Genomic DNA, 18,882 nt, shown 5'->3' with positions numbered 1-18,882 from the left:
ATTGATGCCATCTATCCTGACGGGGCACTGCTGTCGATGTCCTGGACTGTAAGGTACAGTGCCCGGTTCCGCTCAGCCAGCATATCAGGATTTGAAACGGTTGTTAATTCGTTCACATAAAAGCAACATTAAATCTTTGCTGAATCGTTGAGCGCAGCGTAATCGGCTGCCGGACAAACAGGGCATTATATCCACATAATTAAAACGGATATAAGCATGAGGATCGGAATTTGGCGTCGCGGCCACAAAAAACCGCGTTCTGCATCTGAGCAAAAAAAAACGGCCCCTTCTCAGGAGCCGCTTGTTAACCGGTCAAACCAGCAGAATTACTTCTTCTTGGCTTTCGGGTTAGGCAGGTCGGTGATGCTGCCTTCGTAGATTTCCGCCGCCAGGCCCACGGATTCGTGCAGGGTCGGGTGAGCGTGGATGGTCAGCGCGATGTCTTCCGCGTCGCAGCCCATCTCGATAGCCAGACCGATTTCACCCAGCAGCTCGCCGCCGTTGGTGCCGACAATCGCGCCACCGATGATGCGGTGAGTTTCTTTGTCGAAGATCAGTTTGGTCATGCCGTCTGCACAGTCGGAAGCGATCGCACGGCCGGAAGCCGCCCACGGGAAGGTGGAGGTTTCGTAGCTGATGCCTTTCTCTTTCGCTTCTTTCTCGGTCAGACCCACCCACGCCACTTCCGGCTCGGTGTAAGCGATGGATGGGATCACTTTCGGATCGAAGTAGTGCTTCATGCCGGCGATAACTTCTGCGGCGACGTGGCCTTCGTGCACGCCTTTGTGCGCCAGCATCGGCTGACCGACGATGTCGCCGATGGCGAAGATGTGCGGCACGTTGGTGCGCAACTGTTTGTCGACGTTGATGAAGCCGCGCTCGTCAACTTCAACACCGGCTTTGCCGGCATCCAGCAGTTTGCCGTTCGGCACGCGGCCGATCGCCACCAGCACTGCGTCGTAACGCTGTGGCTCTGCCGGCGCTTTTTTACCTTCCATCGTGACGTAAATGCCGTCTTCTTTGGCTTCTACCGCGGTCACTTTGGTTTCCAGCATCAGGTTGAACTGCTTGCTGATACGTTTGGTGAAGACTTTCACCACGTCTTTATCTGCCGCCGGGATAACCTGATCGAACATTTCAACGACGTCGATCTGTGAACCCAGCGCATGGTATACGGTGCCCATTTCCAGGCCGATGATGCCGCCGCCCATAACCAGCAGACGCTCTGGGACGGTTTTCAGCGCCAGCGCATCGGTAGAATCCCACACGCGTGGATCTTCATGAGGAATGAATGGCAGTTGGATCGGACGAGAACCTGCAGCGATGATGGCATTGTCGAAGTTGATGGTGGTTGGGCCGTTTTCGCCTTCAACAACCAGGGTGTTAGCGCCGGTGAACTTGCCCAGGCCGTTGACCACTTTCACTTTACGGCCTTTCGCCATGCCAGCCAGACCGCCGGTCAGCTGAGTGATGACTTTTTCTTTCCAGACGCGCACTTTGTCGATGTCGGTTTTCGGCTCGCCGAAAACGATGCCGTGTTCGGCCAACGCTTTGGCTTCTTCGATCACTTTGGCAACGTGCAGCAGTGCTTTGGAAGGGATACATCCCACGTTCAGGCAAACCCCGCCCAGAGTGGAATAACGTTCAACCAGAACGGTTTCAAGACCTAAGTCAGCGCAACGAAAGGCTGCAGAGTAACCTGCCGGGCCCGCCCCAAGTACCACGACCTGAGTTTTAATTTCAGTACTCATCATGACCTCTTAATTGATTGTCCGGCGGGTCAGACGTCATTTTTATTGCTAATCGATCTCATAACGCCCTTCATCCACCGGGACGCTTACACCGCGAGCAGTTTACAGAATTGTTAATAATCTGCAAAGCGTGTTCGAGTGACCCGTGTCTCAACAATTTTGTCGAGTTATGCAAAATCCGACAAAACTGCTACAGAATCGTCAGGGGCGCAGCATGCTGCGCCCCTTTTGCATTACATCACCAGACGGCGAATGTCGGACAACATGTTGTTGATGATGGTGATGAAGCGCGCACCATCGGCACCGTCGATAACGCGGTGGTCGAAGGACAGCGACATCGGCATCATCAGGCGCGGCATGAACTCTTTACCGTTCCAGACCGGCTCCATCGCAGACTTGGAGACGCCCAGGATAGCCACTTCCGGCGCGTTGACGATCGGCGCGAAGTGAGTCGTCCCGATGCCGCCCAGGCTGGAGATGGTGAAGCAGCCGCCCTGCATCTCGCCCGCGGTCAGCTTGCCGTCGCGCGCTTTCTTGGAGATGGTCATCAGCTCGCGAGACAGCTCGGTGATGCTCTTCTTGTTCACGTCCTTGAACACTGGAACCACCAGGCCGTTCGGGGTATCTACCGCCACGCCGATGTTGATGTATTTCTTCAGCGTCAGCTTCTGACCGTCTTCGGACAGCGAGCTGTTGAAGCGTGGCATCTGCTCCAGAGCGGCAGCGACGGCTTTCATGATGAACACGACAGGCGTGAACTTCACGTCCAGCTTGCGCTTGGCCGCTTCTTCGTTCTGCTGCTTGCGGAACGCTTCCAGATCGGTGATGTCGGTTTTGTCGAAGTGAGTCACGTGCGGGATCATCACCCAGTTGCGGCTCAGGTTCGCGCCAGAGATCTTCTGGATGCGGCCCATTTCGACTTCTTCGATCTCGCCGAACTTGCTGAAGTCCACTTTCGGCCATGGCAGCATGCCCGGCAGACCGCCGCCGGCAGCAGCCGGGGCCGCTTCAGCGCGTTTCACCGCGTCTTTCACGTAAGCCTGAACGTCTTCGCGCAGGATGCGGCCTTTACGACCGGTGCCTTTCACTTTCGCCAGGTTAACGCCGAATTCACGCGCCAGACGACGAATGACCGGAGTCGCGTGCACATATGCCGCGTTCTCGGCGAACTCGCCTTTGTCTTCAGCTTTCGCGGCCGGAGCGGCGGCTTTCGCGGCGGCCGGCGCCGGCGCAGCGTCCGCTTTAGCAGCTGGAGCGGCGGCAGCGGCAGGCGCAGCGCCTTCCACTTCGAACACCATGATCAGGGAGCCGGTTTTCACTTTGTCGCCGGTCGCGATCTTGATCTCTTTCACGGTGCCCGCGAACGGCGCTGGCACTTCCATGGAGGCCTTGTCGCCTTCCACGGTGATCAGAGACTGCTCGGCGGCAACCTTGTCGCCCACCTTGACCATCACCTCGGTCACTTCGACTTCGTCACCGCCGATATCCGGCACGGCGACGTCTTTAGCCGCAGAGGCCGCAGGCGCTGCAGCGGCAGCCGGTGCTTGCGCCGCAGCCGGGGCCGCAGCGGAAGCGGCGCCGGCCACTTCGAACACCATGATCAGGGAGCCGGTTTTCACTTTGTCGCCGGTCGCGATCTTGATCTCTTTCACGGTGCCCGCGAACGGCGCAGGGACTTCCATGGAAGCCTTGTCGCCTTCCACGGTGATCAGGGACTGCTCGGCTTCCACCTTGTCGCCCACTTTCACCAGGATCTCGGTCACTTCGACTTCGTCGGCGCCGATATCCGGCACGGCAACGTCTTTGGCCGCAGCGGCAGCCGGGGCAGCTGCTGCCGCCGCCGGTTTTTCTTCCGCTTTCGCCGCCGGTGCCGCTTCCGCTGCGCCTGCCGCTTCGAAGATCATGATCAGTTTGCCGGTTTCGGTTTTATCGCCGACCGCCACTTTGATCTCTTTCACCACGCCCGCCTGCGGGGAGGGCACTTCCATGGAGGCCTTGTCGCCCTCCACGGTGATCAGCGATTGTTCCGCTTCAACTTTATCGCCGACCTTCACCAGAATCTCGGTGATTTCGACTTCATCTGCACCGATATCCGGTACGTTGATTTCGATAGACATTATTCAGTACCTCTTAGGCCAGACGCGGGTTAACTTTTTCTGGGTTGATGTTGAATTTCTTGATTGCATCAGCAACCACAGAAGCTTCGATCTCACCGCGTTTAGCCAGTTCACCCAGAGCAGCAACCACCACGTAGGACGCATCGACTTCGAAGTGGTGACGCAGGTTTTCGCGGCTGTCCGAACGGCCGAAGCCGTCGGTGCCCAGTACGCGATAATCGCTGGCCGGCACATAAGTACGAACCTGTTCGGCGAACAGTTTCATGTAGTCGGTAGAGGCTACCGCCGGCGCATCGTTCATCACCTGAGCGATGTAAGGCACGCGTGGCGCTTCGGTTGGGTGCAGCATGTTCCAACGCTCGCAATCCTGGCCGTCGCGCGCCAGTTCGGTGAACGAGGTCACGCTGTAGGTGTCGGAACCCACGCCGTAGTCCTTCGCCAGGATCTGCGCAGCTTCGCGCACGTGGCGCAGGATGGCGCCGGAGCCCAGCAGCTGCACCTTGCCTTTGCTGCCTTCCAGCGTTTCCAGCTTGTAGATACCCTTGCGGATACCTTCTTCCGCACCCTGCGGCATCGCAGGCATGTGGTAGTTTTCGTTCAGCGTGGTCAGGTAGTAGTACACGTTTTCCGGGTTGTCGCCATACATGCGCACCAGACCGTCGTGCATGATGACCGCCACTTCGTACGCGTAAGCCGGATCGTAAGAGATGCAGTTAGGGATGGTCAGAGACTGAATGTGGCTGTGGCCATCTTCGTGCTGCAGACCTTCGCCGTTCAGGGTAGTACGGCCCGAGGTCCCGCCGATCAGGAAGCCGCGCGCCTGTTGGTCGCCCGCTGCCCAGCACAGGTCGCCGATGCGTTGGAAACCGAACATCGAGTAGTAGATGTAGAACGGAATCATCGGCAGATCGTTGGTGCTGTAGGACGTCGCTGCGGCCAGCCAGGAAGAGGCTGCGCCCAGTTCGTTGATGCCTTCCTGCAGGATTTGGCCTTTCTCGTCTTCTTTGTAGTAAGCAACCTGCTCACGGTCCTGCGGGGTGTACTGCTGGCCGTTCGGGCTGTAGATACCGATCTGACGGAACAGACCTTCCATACCGAAGGTACGCGCTTCGTCGGCGATGATTGGCACCAGGCGATCTTTGATCGACTTGTTCTTCAGCATCACGTTCAGGGCACGCACGAAGGCGATAGTGGTGGAGATCTCTTTGTTCTGCTCTTCCAGCAGCGAGCTGAAATCTTCCAGCGCCGGCATTTCCAGCTTCTGGGTGAACTCCGGCAGACGGGTAGGCACGTAGCCTTTCAGCGCCTGGCGACGTTCGTGCAGGTATTTGTACTCTTCGGAATCTTTCTCGAAGGTGATGTACGGCAGTTTTTCGATGTCAGCATCGGCAACCGGCACGTTGAAACGATCGCGGAAGTGGTGAACCCCTTCCATGTTCATTTTCTTCACCTGGTGAGCGATGTTTTTACCTTCCGCGGTTTCACCCATGCCGTAACCTTTGATGGTGTGGGCCAGGATAACGGTCGGTTTGCCTTTGGTGTCCTGCGCTTTTTTCAGTGCAGCGAAGATTTTCTTCGGATCGTGACCACCACGGTTCAGCGCCCAGATTTCGTCGTCGGTCATGTCTTTGACCAGCGCCGCGGTTTCCGGGTAACGGCCGAAGAAGTGCTCGCGCACGTAAGCGCCGTCTTTGGATTTGAAGGTCTGGTAGTCGCCGTCCAGGGTCTCGTTCATCAGTTGAACCAGTTTACCGCTGGTGTCTTTGCGCAGCAGCTCGTCCCAACGGCCGCCCCAGATCACTTTCAGCACCTGCCAGCCTGCGCCGGAGAAGATGCCTTCCAGTTCGTTGATGATCTTGCCGTTACCGGTGACCGGGCCGTCCAGGCGCTGCAGGTTGCAGTTGATGACGAACACCAGGTTGTCCAGCTTCTCGCGGGTGGCGATGGTGATGGCGCCTTTGGATTCCGGCTCATCCATCTCGCCGTCGCCCAGGAAGGCGTAAACGGTCTGCTCAGAGGTGTCTTTCAGGCCGCGGTGTTCCAGGTATTTCAGGAACTTCGCCTGATAGATGGCGCTGATTGGGCCCAGGCCCATGGATACGGTCGGGAACTGCCAGAATTCCGGCATCAGCTTAGGATGCGGATAAGAGGACAGGCCGTTGCCGTGCACTTCCTGACGGAAGTTGTTCATCTGTTCTTCGGTCAGGCGGCCTTCAAGGAAGGCGCGCGCGTAAACGCCCGGAGAGATGTGGCCCTGGAAGTAGACCAGGTCGCCGCCGTCTTTCTCGTTGCGTGCGCGGAAGAAGTGGTTAAAGCAGACTTCATAGAAGGTCGCGGAAGACTGGAAGGAAGCCATGTGGCCGCCCAGTTCCAGGTCTTTCTTGGATGCGCGCAGAACGGTCATGATCGCATTCCAACGAATCGCAGAGCGAATGCGGCGTTCCAGATCCAGGTTGCCTGGGTAAGCCGGTTCGTCTTCTACCGCGATGGTGTTGACATAGTTGTGCGCTGCAGCACCGGCCGCAACGTTAACGCCGCCTTTGCGGGCTTCTCCCAATACCTGATCAATCAGAAACTGAGCTCGCTCAACACCCTCTTCACGGATGACCGATTCGATCGCCTGCAGCCAGTCGCGGGTTTCGATCGGATCCACGTCATTGTTTAAACGTTCTGACATGGTGGTATTCCTTATCTGTCTAATGGTTTGTTTGGAGCCTGTCTTCCTGTGCTCTGTGAAAAAACACACGAAGACAGGCCCATCAGTTTAGTTGCCGCTTAAGTACTTAACTAAGTACCTCGAACTTAACCCCCGCAGGCTGGTGTACCCTGAAGAGGACAGCTCTTAATCCTTGCGTTGCTGGAGACGCCGCAGCGATCTCTCGCGCCGAGTATGCTCCCGGCTGAGATCCAGCAAGATTTCCTCGATAAACGCCAAGTGGCGATGCGAGGCTTCACGGGCCTTTTCCGGCTCGCGTGCCACAATCGCCTCAAAAATTCCGGCGCGGTGGCTGCTCACTTTTGCCAACATCTCACGGCGCGAGTAGAGCAATTCAAAGTTCTGACGCACGTTCTGTTCCAGCATCGGCCCCATGCAGCGTAGCAGGTGAAGTAACACAACGTTGTGAGCGGCTTCAGTCACGGCGATTTGATACTGCATGACCGCATCGGCTTCGGCGTCGAGATCGCCGCTGTCTTGAGCCTGTTGAATCACGATGTGGCAATCGCGGATGCGCGCCAGATCTTCATCGGTGCCGCGCAGCGCCGCGTAATAGGCGGCAATGCCTTCCAGCGCGTGACGGGTTTCCAGCAGATCGAACTGTGATTCGGGATGGTCGGCCAGCAGCTCGGCCAGCGGATCGCTGAAGCTCTGCCACAGATTAGTTTGCACGAAGGTGCCGCCGCCCTGACGGCGCAGGAGCAGCCCTTTCGCTTCAAGGCGCTGAATGGCCTCTCTCAGAGAAGGACGGGAGACATCAAATTGTTTCGCCAGCTCGCGCTCCGGAGGCAGTTTTTCGCCTGGGCGCAGTGTCCCCTCGAGGATCAGGTATTCGAGCTGTTGCTCGATAACATCTGACAACTTGGGTTGGCGGATTTTGCTGTAGGCCATGAGTGAATTCTTCTCTGCGAATGGCGCGGAGTCAATTGGTAATACCAATTTCAAAAACGTGACGGTAAAGTAACAAAGTATTCACCTCCTGTCCATACGGGCCTTGATCGAAATCAGGTTACCCGCACATTTTAACACCCCGCTGAAAACCCCGCTGCAAACCGGTAACGCCGTGATGGTATTACCATTTACGCGGCGGGTTGGGGATTTAACTTTTACCAAACCTTACGCAAGGCAGAGTGCAAACTTTTTGCCCGAGTTTTATTGCATGGTTATTACGCTTTAATGAATGGCTATTTGGCGAGCAGCGCAACGGCGGTTCGTTCATTATTTGAACGCGGCCCACCGTTCAGATCTACGTTATTTTTGCGCATTATGTGATTTGTTGCTTATTTCATGCACTGAATCCCCCCTGCCGTCACACAACCCGCATTTTGTTTCCTAAACTGCTGCAATCTTAATCACTCACACGACAAAGCAGGTGCAAACCGACGCGCATAACATTATTCTCTGCCAAACGGTAGCGGCGCCGTGGAATTAATAGCTATAACGCCGTAAATAAAACAAAACACACATCGTAACCACTGCTTTACAGGCAGATGGGCATTCACAACGACAGAGGGTTAGATTGATGGATGGTCAACAGCATGGTGACCAGCTGAAGCGCGGCCTGAAAAACCGCCATATTCAGCTCATCGCCTTAGGTGGCGCAATCGGCACCGGGTTATTTCTCGGTATCGCTCAAACAATAAAAATGGCCGGCCCGTCAGTGCTTCTCGGCTACGCCATCGGCGGCTTCATCGCGTTTCTGATCATGCGCCAACTGGGGGAAATGGTGGTGGAAGAGCCGGTCGCCGGTTCCTTCAGCCACTTCGCCTATAAATACTGGGGCAACTTCGCCGGCTTCGCCTCCGGCTGGAACTATTGGGTGCTGTATGTTCTGGTGGCGATGGCGGAGCTGACCGCGGTCGGCATCTACGTACAGTACTGGTGGCCGGAGATCCCCACCTGGGTTTCCGCCGCGGTATTCTTCTTGGCGATCAACGCCATCAACCTGGCCAACGTGAAAGTTTACGGCGAGATGGAGTTCTGGTTCGCCATCATCAAAGTGGTGGCGATTATCGGCATGATCGTGTTCGGCGCCTACCTGCTGTTCAGCGGCATGGGCGGCCCGGAAGCCACCGTCACCAACCTGTGGGCGCAGGGCGGGTTCTTCCCGAACGGCGTCATGGGCCTGGTGATGGCGATGGCGGTGATCATGTTCTCCTTCGGCGGCCTCGAGCTGGTCGGCATCACCGCCGCCGAAGCCGACAACCCGCAAAAAAGCATTCCGAAAGCCACCAATCAGGTGATCTACCGCATCCTGATCTTCTATATCGGTTCACTGGCCATTCTGCTGTCGCTGTACCCGTGGGGCAAAGTGGTCGAAGGCGGCAGCCCGTTCGTGCTGATCTTCCACGCGCTGAACAGCAACCTGGTGGCGACCGTGCTGAACATCGTGGTGCTCACCGCCGCGCTGTCGGTCTACAACAGCTGCGTCTACTGTAACAGCCGCATGCTGTACGGCCTGGCGCAGCAGGGCAACGGCCCGAAAAGCCTGCTGAAGGTTGACGGCCGCGGCGTGCCGGTGGTGGCCATAGGCATTTCCGCCCTCGCCACCGCGCTGTGCGTGCTGATTAACTACCTGATCCCGGGCCGCGCCTTCGAACTGCTGATGGCGTTGGTGGTGTCGGCGCTGGTGATCAACTGGGCGATGATCAGCCTGGCGCACCTGAAATTCCGCGCCGCCAAAAACCGTGAAGGCGTGGTGCCGAAGTTCAAAGCGTTCTGGTACCCGTTCAGCAACTACCTGTGCCTGCTGTTCATGGCCGGCATCCTGGTGATCATGTACCTGACGCCGGGCATTCAAATCTCGGTGCTGCTGATCCCGGTATGGGTGGCGATCCTGGCCGTCGGTTACGCCATCAAACAGCGCAGCCAGCGTGTCGACGGCGTCACCAGCCGTTGAATCCCGTGACCGCGCAATAAAATGGCCCGCAGATGCGGGCCATTTTTTTCGCCTGAACGCCGCTTACTTGCGCAGCGCTTTCACCTGTTCGGCGGTGACGTCCGCCGGCAAACCGCCCCAGGTCACCCGCAGGTAGTTTACCAGTTCCGCCACGTCGGCATCGCTCAGACGCTCGCCGAAGCCCGGCATGCTCTGCATGCTTTCACCGTTCGGGAACTGCTGGGCCGGCAGGCCGTCCAGCACCGACACGATCAGGTTCTTGCCGTCCGCCTGGCGCAGCGTGGCGTTATCGCGCATCGCCGGTGCGACGTGCGGTTTGCCCTCGCCTTCGCGCGCATGGCAGCCGGCGCACTGATCCAGATAGGTCATGCGCCCGGCATCGCTGCCCTGCCCCATTTTCACCGGCACCGCCGCCGGCGGCTGCTCCCCCATCAGATACAGCGCCAGCGCCTGATGGTCTTCCGGCGTCAAATGACGGGTGCTGAGATCCGCCACCATATGCATCTCACTGAAGGCCGAACCCTGCGGCGCAAGGCCGGTGCTGAGGAAGCGGCTGACGTCCTGCGGCGTCCAGCCGCGCTGCGCCAGGCCATGCGGCGTAATGTCCGGCGCCATAAAGCGGCCGAGATCGCCGCCCTGCATCGGTTTGCCGAGATCCATCTGCCCCAGCGCGCCGCGCGGCGTGTGACATTCGCCACAGTGGCCCAGCACGTCGGCCAGATAGCGGCCGCGCTGCCATTGCGGCGAGCTGCCCTGCGAACTGGCCGGCAGCGGATCCTGGCTACGGAACAGCAGATTCCAGCCGATCAGCGCCATGCGCTGGTTGAACGGGAACGGCATCTCGTTGGCCGGAATGGCCACGTCTACCGCCGGACGCGTCATCAGGTAAGCATAGATATCATCGGCGTCCTGACGCGAAATGCCCTTGTACGAGGTGTAAGGCATCGCCGGATACAGGTGGCGCCCGCCCGGCGCCACGCCCTGCGTCAGCGCCAGGAAGAAGTCGTCCTTGCTCCAGCGCCCGATGCCGTGATCGGCCGACGGCGTCAGGTTGCTGCCGTAAATCGTGCCGAACGGCGTGTCCAGCGGATAGCCGCCGGCCAACGGCGCCCCGCCGCTGGCGGTATGGCAGGCGGCGCAGTCGGCGGCCTGCGCCAGATAGCGGCCGCGCGCGATCTGTTCGGCGCTGGCGGTCACCTGCTGCACCGGGCCATCGTAACGGCGGTTTTCCCGCCACCACAGCAGCGCAATCACCACGATCGCCACCAGCACAATCAACACTGCGAGACGTTTTTTCATTGCGCCGTCTCCTTCAGCAGGCCCGGCGTTTTCAGTACCACGTCGCGCACCGCTTCGTAGTAGCGCACGTAGCCGGTGCAGCGGCAGATGTGGCTGTCCAGCGCCTGCTCGATAGCGTTCTCCAGCTGCTCGCGGGCGATCGGCTCACGCTTGAGCTTTTCCACGAAAATGGTGGCGGCGTTGACGAAGCCCGGCGTGCAGTAGCCGCACTGGAAGCTGTAGTGCTCCAGAAACGCCTGCTGGATCGGCGACAGCTCAACCACCTCCCCCTGTTCGTCCACCCTGGCGTGGCCTTCGACGGTGCGCACTTTCTTGCCGTTGAAGAAATGCGCGCCGGTGATGCAGGTGCGCACCTCTTCGCTGGTGCCGCTCGGGTGATCGACAATCGCCACGCAGGCGTGGCAAATGCCCTGCCCGCAACCGAGGCGCGAACCGGTCAAATCGAGATACTCGTGCAGGAAATCGATCATCATCAAGCCTTCCGGCACCTCGATCGGGCCGTACTGTTTCTCGTTGATGGTCAGGGAAATCGGCTGGGTTTTAATGCTCATTGTAATACCTCACGAATATTTTCTGCACGAACGGGCAAATCACGGAAACGGTGGCCGGTGGCGTCGGCAATGGCGTTGACCAGCGCGGCCACGATCGGGATCATCACCACTTCCGCCATGCCTTTCGGCGGATCGGTTTCCGACAGCGCCGGCAGGATGTCGCCGCTCTGTTTCCATACCGCCACGTCGCTGGCGCGCGGCAGGTGGTAACGGTTGAAGTTCCAGGTGCCGTTGCCCGGGCCGTCTTCGTACAGCGGTAAATATTCGTGCAGCGCATGGCCGATGCCCATCGCCAGCCCGCCCTGCAGCTGGCCGGAAACCAGTTCCGGCACGATCAGGTTGCCACACTCCATGATCGAGTGGTGATTCAGCAACTCCACCTGGCCGGTGGCGATATCCACCGCCACTTCCGCCAGCGTGCCGACGGCACTGTAGTAGGTCACCGCCGCATTGTTGCGCTGGGTCGGCGGATAATAGACCTGCCCGCGCGCCAGCGGTTTGAATTCGCCGCCGGCGTTGCGCAGCGCCATGCCGTCGACCGGCAGGCGTTCGCTTTTGCCGTTCAACGTGAAATCGGCCTCCGCCCACTGCCAGCGGTTGAACACATGCACCGCCGCGCCGGTGACGCCGCCCATCTGATAAGCCGTCTTGGCCAGCAGCTCGAGGCTCAGCACCGACATGCCCGCCGCCGTCAGGCCGCCTTCGACCCAACGCGCATCTTCGCGCCGCACCACCAGCGGCGCCGCCTGGCCGCCGCCGATACCGGCCTGCCACAGCGCCATCGCCGCCGGCCACAGGCCGTGATCGAAGATCCGGCGCGCCGCTTCGCGGGTGCTGTGCGAGAAGTAATAGGCCGAGTTGCTGGCGCTCGACGGCGAACAGTAGCTCGGCGTCCAGTTGGGGTTGGTTTGCAGCTTATCCTGCTCTTCCTGCGACATCAGGTAAGGATCGCCGCTGGTGACCATCGGCAATACCGACCAGTCGGTGACCGAGAAGTGCGCTTCGTCGGCCGGTTTGCCCAGCCACTGCGCGCACAATACCGACTGCGAGGTCGACATGCCGGTGCCCATCTCCGCGCCGCTGTGATGCAGGGTGATGCGGCCGTCTTCGCTCAGCTCCACCCGGGCGAACGAGGTTTCCGCCCCGGTGCCGAAGTCTTTCTGCACGCAGCCGAAGCCGACGCCATAGCGCTTGCCGGGATGGCGGCTCTCAAACTCGGCCTTGCGTTCGGCGCGCTTGAGCCACATCTCGTGCTTCGCCGCCTTCTCCAGCACTTCATCAGCGCGGATCGCACCGGCCGGGATCGCCCCCTGGGTGTTTTTCATGCCGGATTTCAGCACGTTGCGCAGGCGAAACTCGATCGGGTCGATCTTCAGCTCGGCGGCCAGCTCATCCACCATCATCTCGGTGGCGGCCATGCTCTGTAGCGTGCCGTAACCGCGCGCCGAGCCGGCATCGATGGCGCGTGAGGCCAGCCCGACCGACGACAGATCGCTTTTCGGGAAGTAGTAAATCGACTGGGCGGCGGTCGCGCCGACCATCACCACCGAAGGGGTGAAGTTGCTGCGGCCGCCGCCGTCCGCCGTCATGTCACCGAGGAACGACTGCATGACGCCGGTCTGCTTATTCACCGCGATGCGGTAGTTCATGTCGAACGCGTGGCGCTTCAGCGCCGTCTGGAACTGTTCGAAGCGATCGTTGGCCAGGCGCACCGGGTGGCCGTCGCCGTACATCGCCGCCACCGCGCCGTAATACGGGAAGTTGTAGTGGTCTTTCGAGCCGTAGCCCACGGTGTAGCACGGGTGCAGGATCAGCTGTTTCACCGGCGGATTGCGCTTGGCCAGCATGCGCGGCATCTCGTCGGCCACTTCCTGCGGCGACTGAGTCGGCACCACCAGATGCAGGGTTTGCGTCTGCGCGTCGAACCAGCCATTGGCGTTGTCCGGCTCCAGCGCCGAGGTGTCGATCGACTGCGTGGTGTAGCGGCGCGACATTACCAGCCAGTCGGCCGGCGGATTCGCCAACTCGTCGGCGATCAGGCCCGCATAGCGCATGCCTTCCTGATCCAGCTTGCCGCCCTCGCGCCCTTCCGGCCACACCGGCAGATGTTTTTTCATCGATACCGGGAAGATCGGCGTATCCTTCAGGCTGGAGAAGCGATCGTCGTCGAACGGCTGTTCTCCCCCCACCCGCACGTAACGGAAACTGCCCCAGGGATCGCGCTCCAGCGGGCCGGTGACCGCGCCGTATTTGATGGTTTCCTCACGGAATTTCAGCTTGTCCTTGGCGAAGCGGAAACGGGCGAAGTCGTGATAGATCAGGATCGCCACCGCCTGGCCTAGGTAGGCCGGGGTTTTGCCGCTCGGCAGCAGCATGTCGTCACCGTAGAACGCCGGAAAGGCCAGGCCGTCGCGCGCCAGATCTTCCGCCGTCACCAGGCGATCCGGCTGCAGATCGTCCCCCAACAGCGACAGCTCGACCCCTTCGAACAACCGGTCGGCCTTGGTCACGCGCAGAATGAAGGCGTGCGCCTGTTTCTGCGGCCAGTGCGGCATGTCCACCGCGCGGATGTCGCGCGCGAACACCTTCTGCCCCATGACCTTGGCGCGGCCGTCGATACGGAAACGCACGCGCTTGGCCTGCGGATCCCAATTGGGCGACTGGAGGATTTTTTGCTCGAACAGCGCGGCGTAGGCGCGGCTGTACAGGGGCGCGAGGTACACGGATACCCCCGCAATCACGGCGCTTTTGATAAAGCGACGCCGCGACGGGTTGAAATTGCTCATAAATAAGTCCTTCACGTCTTTCTTGTAATTGGTTTTTGTTCGCGGTGTTGTTGCGCAAACGCTGACGACCTTGCCGTAGACGTCATAAGCATATGCTTATAACTAAAATTATGTGATGATTAACAGGCTGTTTTCAACAAAAAAACATTTGCAAAACACATAAGGTTTGTACGCTAATAAATAATTTGCGCAAACGCGGGCTTGAACCATGATCACGGGCATCATTATTACCGCCGCCGGACGCGGGGAGCGCTTTATTCGGGCCGGCGGCCAGGGCAACAAACTGAACGCCGGGTTTGCCGATGCGGCGGGCGAGCGGCGTTCGCTGTTCGAACACACCCTGCGCCAGGCGCTGGCTTCCGAGCTGCCGGTGCAGGTGGTGACCCGTCCGGATAATCTGCCGGTGCTGGCAGCCTGCGCCGCCAACCAGGTGCCGGTTACCCTGCTCGCCAGCGCGGGCCTCGGCGACTCGATCGCCGCAGGCGTTGCGGCCACGCCGCACTGGCAAGGCTGGCTGATCCATCTGGCCGATATGCCGTTCGTCAGCGCCGATGTCTTCCGGCAGGTGGCGAGCGCCTTACGGCAACACGCGATCGTACGCCCCAGCTATGCGCAACAGCCCGGTCACCCGGTCGGCTTTTCCGCCCGATTGCGCAAACCACTTTGCCAACTGCGCGGCGATAATGGCGCGCGTGGACTGCTGCAAGGCGCGGCAGTCCACCTGCTGCCGCTTGAGCACCCCGGCGTCGTGCGGGATATTGATCTTCCATCGCAACTCCCGGCCAGCGAGTAAATTCACCTATGCAACATCTTGATGTCACCGTGGTCAGCCAGGCGATAAGCTGGCTGCAACACCAGCCGGTCTGGTTATGCACCGTCCTCAGCACCTATGGTTCTTCGCCGCGCTCGCCGGGCGCGCTGATGGCGGCGACCCGCGACGGCCGCTACAGCGGCTCATTGTCGGGCGGGTGCGTGGAGGAGGACTTCCTGCGCCGCGTGGCCGCCGGGGAGTATCAGGCGGCCAGCCAGGTGATCCGTTACGGCGAAGGCGGTATGACACCCAACGTGGCGCTGCCGTGCGGCGGCGTGCTGGACGTGCTGATCGAGTATCTGCCGGCGGGAGAAGCCAGCGTCGCTTACCTGCAACGCATCGCCGGCGCGCTGGAAGGGCATCACGCGTTGCTCAAACGCCTGACGCTGCCCAACGCCTGCCACAGCCTCGAGCAGAGTCATTTCACCAGCGCCACCCAGGTGGAACGCCGGCTCGAGCAGATCACGCTGCATATCGCGGCCGCGCCGCGCCTGCTGATCGCCGGGCTGTCCAGCGTGGCGCTGTACTGCGCCGATTTCGCCGTGGCGCTGGGGTTTGAGGTGCTGGTTTGCGAGAATCGCCCGGAGGCGCTGGATAACTTCGCCGCCGAGTTAAAACCGGGCGTGACGCTGCTGCGCCAGTTTCCGGCCAAGTTCATTGAGGACGGCGGTTGCCACGCCAATACCGCCGTCGTGGCGCTGACCCACGATCCGCGTATGGACGATCTGACGCTGATGGAAGCGATCCACACTCCGGCGTTTTACATCGGCGCCATGGGATCGCTGAGAAACAGCGCGCGGCGGCGCCAGCGGTTGCAGCAGATTGCCGAATTCACACCGCAGGAGTTGGAACGCATTCATGCGCCGATCGGCCTGCCGCTGGGCAGCAAAACCCCGGCGGAGATCGCCCTGGCGGTGATGGCGGCGATCGTGCAGCAGAAAAACCGGCGACCGGCCGCCGACGGGATCAGTGCAACGGCACCACCGGCACCAGATGCTGCAGCTCCAGATGCAGCTCCTCTTTCCCGCTCAGCGAATAGCTGAACACCGTCATGTCCGGCCCGTCACCGCGGGCCAGCCCCATTTCGGGCAGCACCTGCGTGTAAATTTTAATGATGTGATCATTGAGCGCCACCGGCTTGCCGGAATAGCGAAAACGGCAAAACTCACCGTGGATCTCCGGCAGCGGCTCCAACGCCACGCCTTCACGCAGCGGATAGTCCGTCGTCACGCCCAGGGTATAGTCGACCCTGACCCGCTCGCCGTCCGGCACCAGTTGGGTAAACGAATAGGTTTGCGTCGGGCGCTCGCCCAACAAGGTGTAAAACTGCGCCCGTAGCGCGCTGCTCAGCGGCAGGTGCGACTTATCCAGATTCTCGATATCCAGATGGTACGCATATTGCTTGCCGTGAAAAGCGTACTGCCCTCTGGCGATGCTGACGCGTTCGACCTCAATATCGCCGGGCTGGCTGGCCGCCAGCGAACGCACCAGATTGCTGAAGTCCTGTTTGCGGGCATGACGATAAACGCTGGGCGACTCGGCGAAATGTTTCTTGAAACAGCGCGAGAACGTCTGCTGATTATCGAATTGATATTCAACCGAAATGTCCAAAATGCTCTTCTGCGTGAAACGCAAGGCGAAGGCGGCGAGGTAGAGGCGGCGAGCGCGAATGTAGGAAGCTAACGATAATCCGGTCTGCTTCTTGAACATGCGCTGCAGGTACCATTTCGTATAGCCTGACTTGGCGGAAACGATATCCAACGACAGCGGATTGGTCAGGTTGTCTTCAATCCAGACCAGCAATTCCCTGATGTGACTTTCCTGCGTACCCATGTGCTTGCCGAACCTTATGTTGCCGATATTCCATTAGTCGAATTTTAGTGCTATCCGCGTAGGGTATACAGGTTAAAACTCGCCGTCCAGCAAGCTACAGGACTTTACACAGTCCCCCTTCACCGCCCGCGGGCGGCGAAGGGGGCAACGCTTATTTCAGGCAGCTGGCGCATTGGCCGGCCTGGATCTTCTGGAAGAAGTCATTGCCTTTGTCATCCACCAGGATAAACGCCGGGAAATCTTCCACTTCGATTTTCCAGATCGCTTCCATGCCCAATTCAGGGTACTCCACGCACTCCAGGCTCTTGATGCTCTGCTGCGCCAGCACCGCCGCCGGGCCGCCGATGCTGCCGAGGTAGAAGCCGCCGTGCTTGTGGCAGGCATCCGTCACCTGCTGGCTGCGGTTGCCTTTCGCCAGCATGATCATGCTGCCGCCGTGAGATTGCAGCAGATCGACGTAGGAATCCATACGCCCGGCGGTGGTCGGCCCCAAGGAACCGGACGCATAGCCTTCCGGCGTTTTAGCCGGGCCGGCGTAGTAGATCGGGTGATCCTTGACGTACTGCGGCAAGCCTTCACCGCGATCCAGGCGCTCTTTCAGCTTGGCGTGCGCGATATCGCGGCCAACGATGATGGTGCCGCTCAGCGACAGGCGGGTGGAAACCGGGTACTGCGACAGCTGTTTGAGGATCTCGGCCATCGGACGGTTGAGATCGACCTTGATCGCCTCGCCTTCCCCGGCCTGGCGCAGCTCCTGAGGAATGAATTTACCCGGATTGTGCTCCAGTTTTTCCAGCCAGATGCCGTCGCGGTTAATCTTGCCTTTGATGTTGCGGTCCGCCGAACAGGAAACGCCCATGCCGACCGGGCAGGAGGCGCCATGACGCGGCAGACGCACGACGCGGATATCGTGCGCGAAGTATTTGCCGCCGAACTGTGCGCCCAACCCCAGGTTCTGCGCTTCTTGCAGCAGTTCCGCTTCGAGTTCCAGATCGCGGAACGCCTGACCATGCTCGTTGCCTTCGGTCGGCAGACCATCGTAATACTTGGTCGAGGCCAGTTTGACGGTTTTCAGCGTCGCTTCCGCCGAGGTGCCGCCGATGACGAACGCCACGTGGTACGGCGGGCAGGCCGCAGTGCCCAGCGTGCGCATCTTGTCGACCAGGTAGTTTTTCAGCTTGCCCGGCGACAGCAGCGCCTTGGTTTCCTGATACAGATAGGTTTTGTTGGCGGAGCCGCCGCCCTTGGCGATGCACAGGAACTTGTACTCTTCGCCGTCCACGCTGTAGAGATCGATCTGCGCCGGCAGGTTGCTGCCGGTATTGACCTCTTTGTACATATCCAGCGCGGCGTTCTGCGAATAGCGCAGGTTCTCTTCGATGTAGGTGTTGTAGACCCCACGCGACAACGCTTCTTCATCGCCGCCGCCGGTCCAGACGCGCTGGCCCTTTTTGCCGACGATGATCGCCGTGCCGGTGTCCTGGCAGGTCGGTAAAATACCCTTGGCGGCGATTTCTGAGTTACGCAGAAATTGCAGCGCAACGTACTTGTCGTTTTCGCTGGCGTCCGGATCTTTGAGGATATCGGCCACCTGCTGTTGGTGCGCCGGGCGCAGCATGAACGACGCGTCGTGGAACGCATGCTGGGCAAGCAGGGTTAACGCTTCAGGGGCAACTTTCAGTATTTCCTGGCCTTCAAACTCGCTCACGGAAACGTGGTCGCGGCTCAGCAGGTAATAGTCGGTATCGTCTTTCTTCAGTGGGAACGGATCTTGATAGTGGAACGGTTTATTCGACATTGATCTCTCACTTGCAACATCAGCTGCGTTAAATTCACACTTGCGGCGCGCGAGGCGGCGCCTTGTCAAAAAACTGCCTTCACCTTACGTATTTTTAATCAGTCAGTTATTGCGCCAAATCGCAAAATAACCGCTCTTTGCGTAAGGGATTGCCACAGGCGGCATTTCAACCCTGCTCGGTGAGAACTGCGGGTACAGGCTCATCATGCACGCTTTATTATCCCGCAGTTAACACATTGATTACAATCCATCGGTGGCGATCGCTTTATCAATGTGGCGAAAAAGCGCCGGATGCGATTTGCGCCGGTGCGTATTGTCAGC

At 59.6% G+C, this 18,882-nt stretch carries 12 protein-coding genes; 3 read left to right on the top strand and 9 right to left on the bottom strand.

Features of this window, described 5'->3' with window-relative positions; translation table 11 throughout:
• Positions 1 to 326: 326 nt before the first annotated feature.
• From lpdA to pdhR, 4 genes are all read right to left on the bottom strand, one after another.
• Complete coding sequence (gene lpdA / locus J9788_RS23845) at positions 327 to 1,751, bottom strand: dihydrolipoyl dehydrogenase (protein WP_033644926.1); 1,425 nt, start codon at positions 1,749 to 1,751, stop codon at positions 327 to 329.
• 233 nt (positions 1,752 to 1,984) lie between these two features.
• Entirely contained in the window at positions 1,985 to 3,868 is a 1,884-nt protein-coding gene (aceF, locus tag J9788_RS23840) for a pyruvate dehydrogenase complex dihydrolipoyllysine-residue acetyltransferase (RefSeq protein ID WP_033632105.1), read from the bottom strand.
• A 13-nt stretch (positions 3,869 to 3,881) separates the two neighbouring features.
• Positions 3,882 to 6,545 carry a pyruvate dehydrogenase (acetyl-transferring), homodimeric type gene (gene aceE, locus J9788_RS23835; RefSeq protein WP_046897328.1) on the bottom strand — a complete coding sequence of 888 codons (2,664 nt, stop codon included), beginning with the start codon at positions 6,543 to 6,545 and terminating at the stop codon, positions 3,882 to 3,884.
• A 165-nt stretch (positions 6,546 to 6,710) separates the two neighbouring features.
• The gene (pdhR, locus tag J9788_RS23830; protein WP_004937490.1) at positions 6,711 to 7,475 is read right to left on the bottom strand and encodes a pyruvate dehydrogenase complex transcriptional repressor PdhR; all 765 of its coding nucleotides are present in this window, start codon (positions 7,473 to 7,475) and stop codon (positions 6,711 to 6,713) included.
• A 631-nt stretch (positions 7,476 to 8,106) separates the two neighbouring features.
• On the opposite strand from pdhR, the gene J9788_RS23825 reads away from it, so the two are divergent.
• Entirely contained in the window at positions 8,107 to 9,483 is a 1,377-nt protein-coding gene (locus J9788_RS23825; protein ID WP_004937488.1) for an amino acid permease, read from the top strand.
• A 63-nt stretch (positions 9,484 to 9,546) separates the two neighbouring features.
• On the opposite strand, the gene J9788_RS23820 is transcribed toward J9788_RS23825, so the two are convergent.
• Genes J9788_RS23820 through J9788_RS23810 form a run of 3 tightly spaced genes read right to left on the bottom strand, consistent with a single transcriptional unit; the run spans position 9,547 to position 14,119 of the window.
• Positions 9,547 to 10,782, bottom strand: coding sequence for a cytochrome c (locus J9788_RS23820; protein WP_182265362.1), 1,236 nt, complete (start codon positions 10,780 to 10,782; stop codon positions 9,547 to 9,549).
• Positions 10,779 to 11,333 carry a (2Fe-2S)-binding protein gene (locus J9788_RS23815; RefSeq protein ID WP_004937484.1) on the bottom strand — a complete coding sequence of 185 codons (555 nt, stop codon included), beginning with the start codon at positions 11,331 to 11,333 and terminating at the stop codon, positions 10,779 to 10,781. The genes J9788_RS23820 and J9788_RS23815 overlap by 4 nt, the downstream gene beginning before the upstream one ends.
• A complete protein-coding gene (locus tag J9788_RS23810) occupies positions 11,330 to 14,119 on the bottom strand; it encodes a xanthine dehydrogenase family protein molybdopterin-binding subunit (RefSeq protein WP_182265363.1) in 2,790 nt (929 codons plus the stop codon). Before J9788_RS23810 ends, J9788_RS23815 begins: the two co-directional genes overlap by 4 nt.
• A 208-nt stretch (positions 14,120 to 14,327) precedes the next feature.
• Between J9788_RS23810 and J9788_RS23805 the strand changes: the two genes are divergently transcribed.
• Together J9788_RS23805 and J9788_RS23800 are read left to right on the top strand one after the other, a co-directional pair.
• Positions 14,328 to 14,912, top strand: a complete 585-nt coding sequence (locus tag J9788_RS23805; RefSeq protein WP_182265364.1) for an NTP transferase domain-containing protein — start codon at positions 14,328 to 14,330, stop codon at positions 14,910 to 14,912.
• An 8-nt stretch (positions 14,913 to 14,920) separates the two neighbouring features.
• Positions 14,921 to 15,973, top strand: a complete 1,053-nt coding sequence (locus tag J9788_RS23800) for an XdhC family protein (protein ID WP_046897325.1) — start codon at positions 14,921 to 14,923, stop codon at positions 15,971 to 15,973.
• Here J9788_RS23800 and J9788_RS23795 read toward each other — a convergent pair.
• Positions 15,897 to 16,763 (bottom strand): helix-turn-helix domain-containing protein, encoded by an 867-nt coding sequence (locus tag J9788_RS23795; protein ID WP_182265365.1) that lies wholly within the window; start codon positions 16,761 to 16,763, stop codon positions 15,897 to 15,899. The genes J9788_RS23800 and J9788_RS23795 overlap by 77 nt on opposite strands.
• A 151-nt stretch (positions 16,764 to 16,914) precedes the next feature.
• Positions 16,915 to 18,561, bottom strand: coding sequence for a class I fumarate hydratase FumA (gene fumA / locus J9788_RS23790; protein ID WP_094143170.1), 1,647 nt, complete (start codon positions 18,559 to 18,561; stop codon positions 16,915 to 16,917).
• Between the last annotated feature and the right edge of the window lie 321 nt (positions 18,562 to 18,882).

It is taken from the genome of Serratia sp. X10, assembly GCF_017811775.1.
Taxonomy (GTDB): Bacteria; Pseudomonadota; Gammaproteobacteria; order Enterobacterales; family Enterobacteriaceae; genus Serratia; species Serratia ureilytica.
This window is presented reverse-complemented; position numbering and strand designations above follow the sequence as displayed.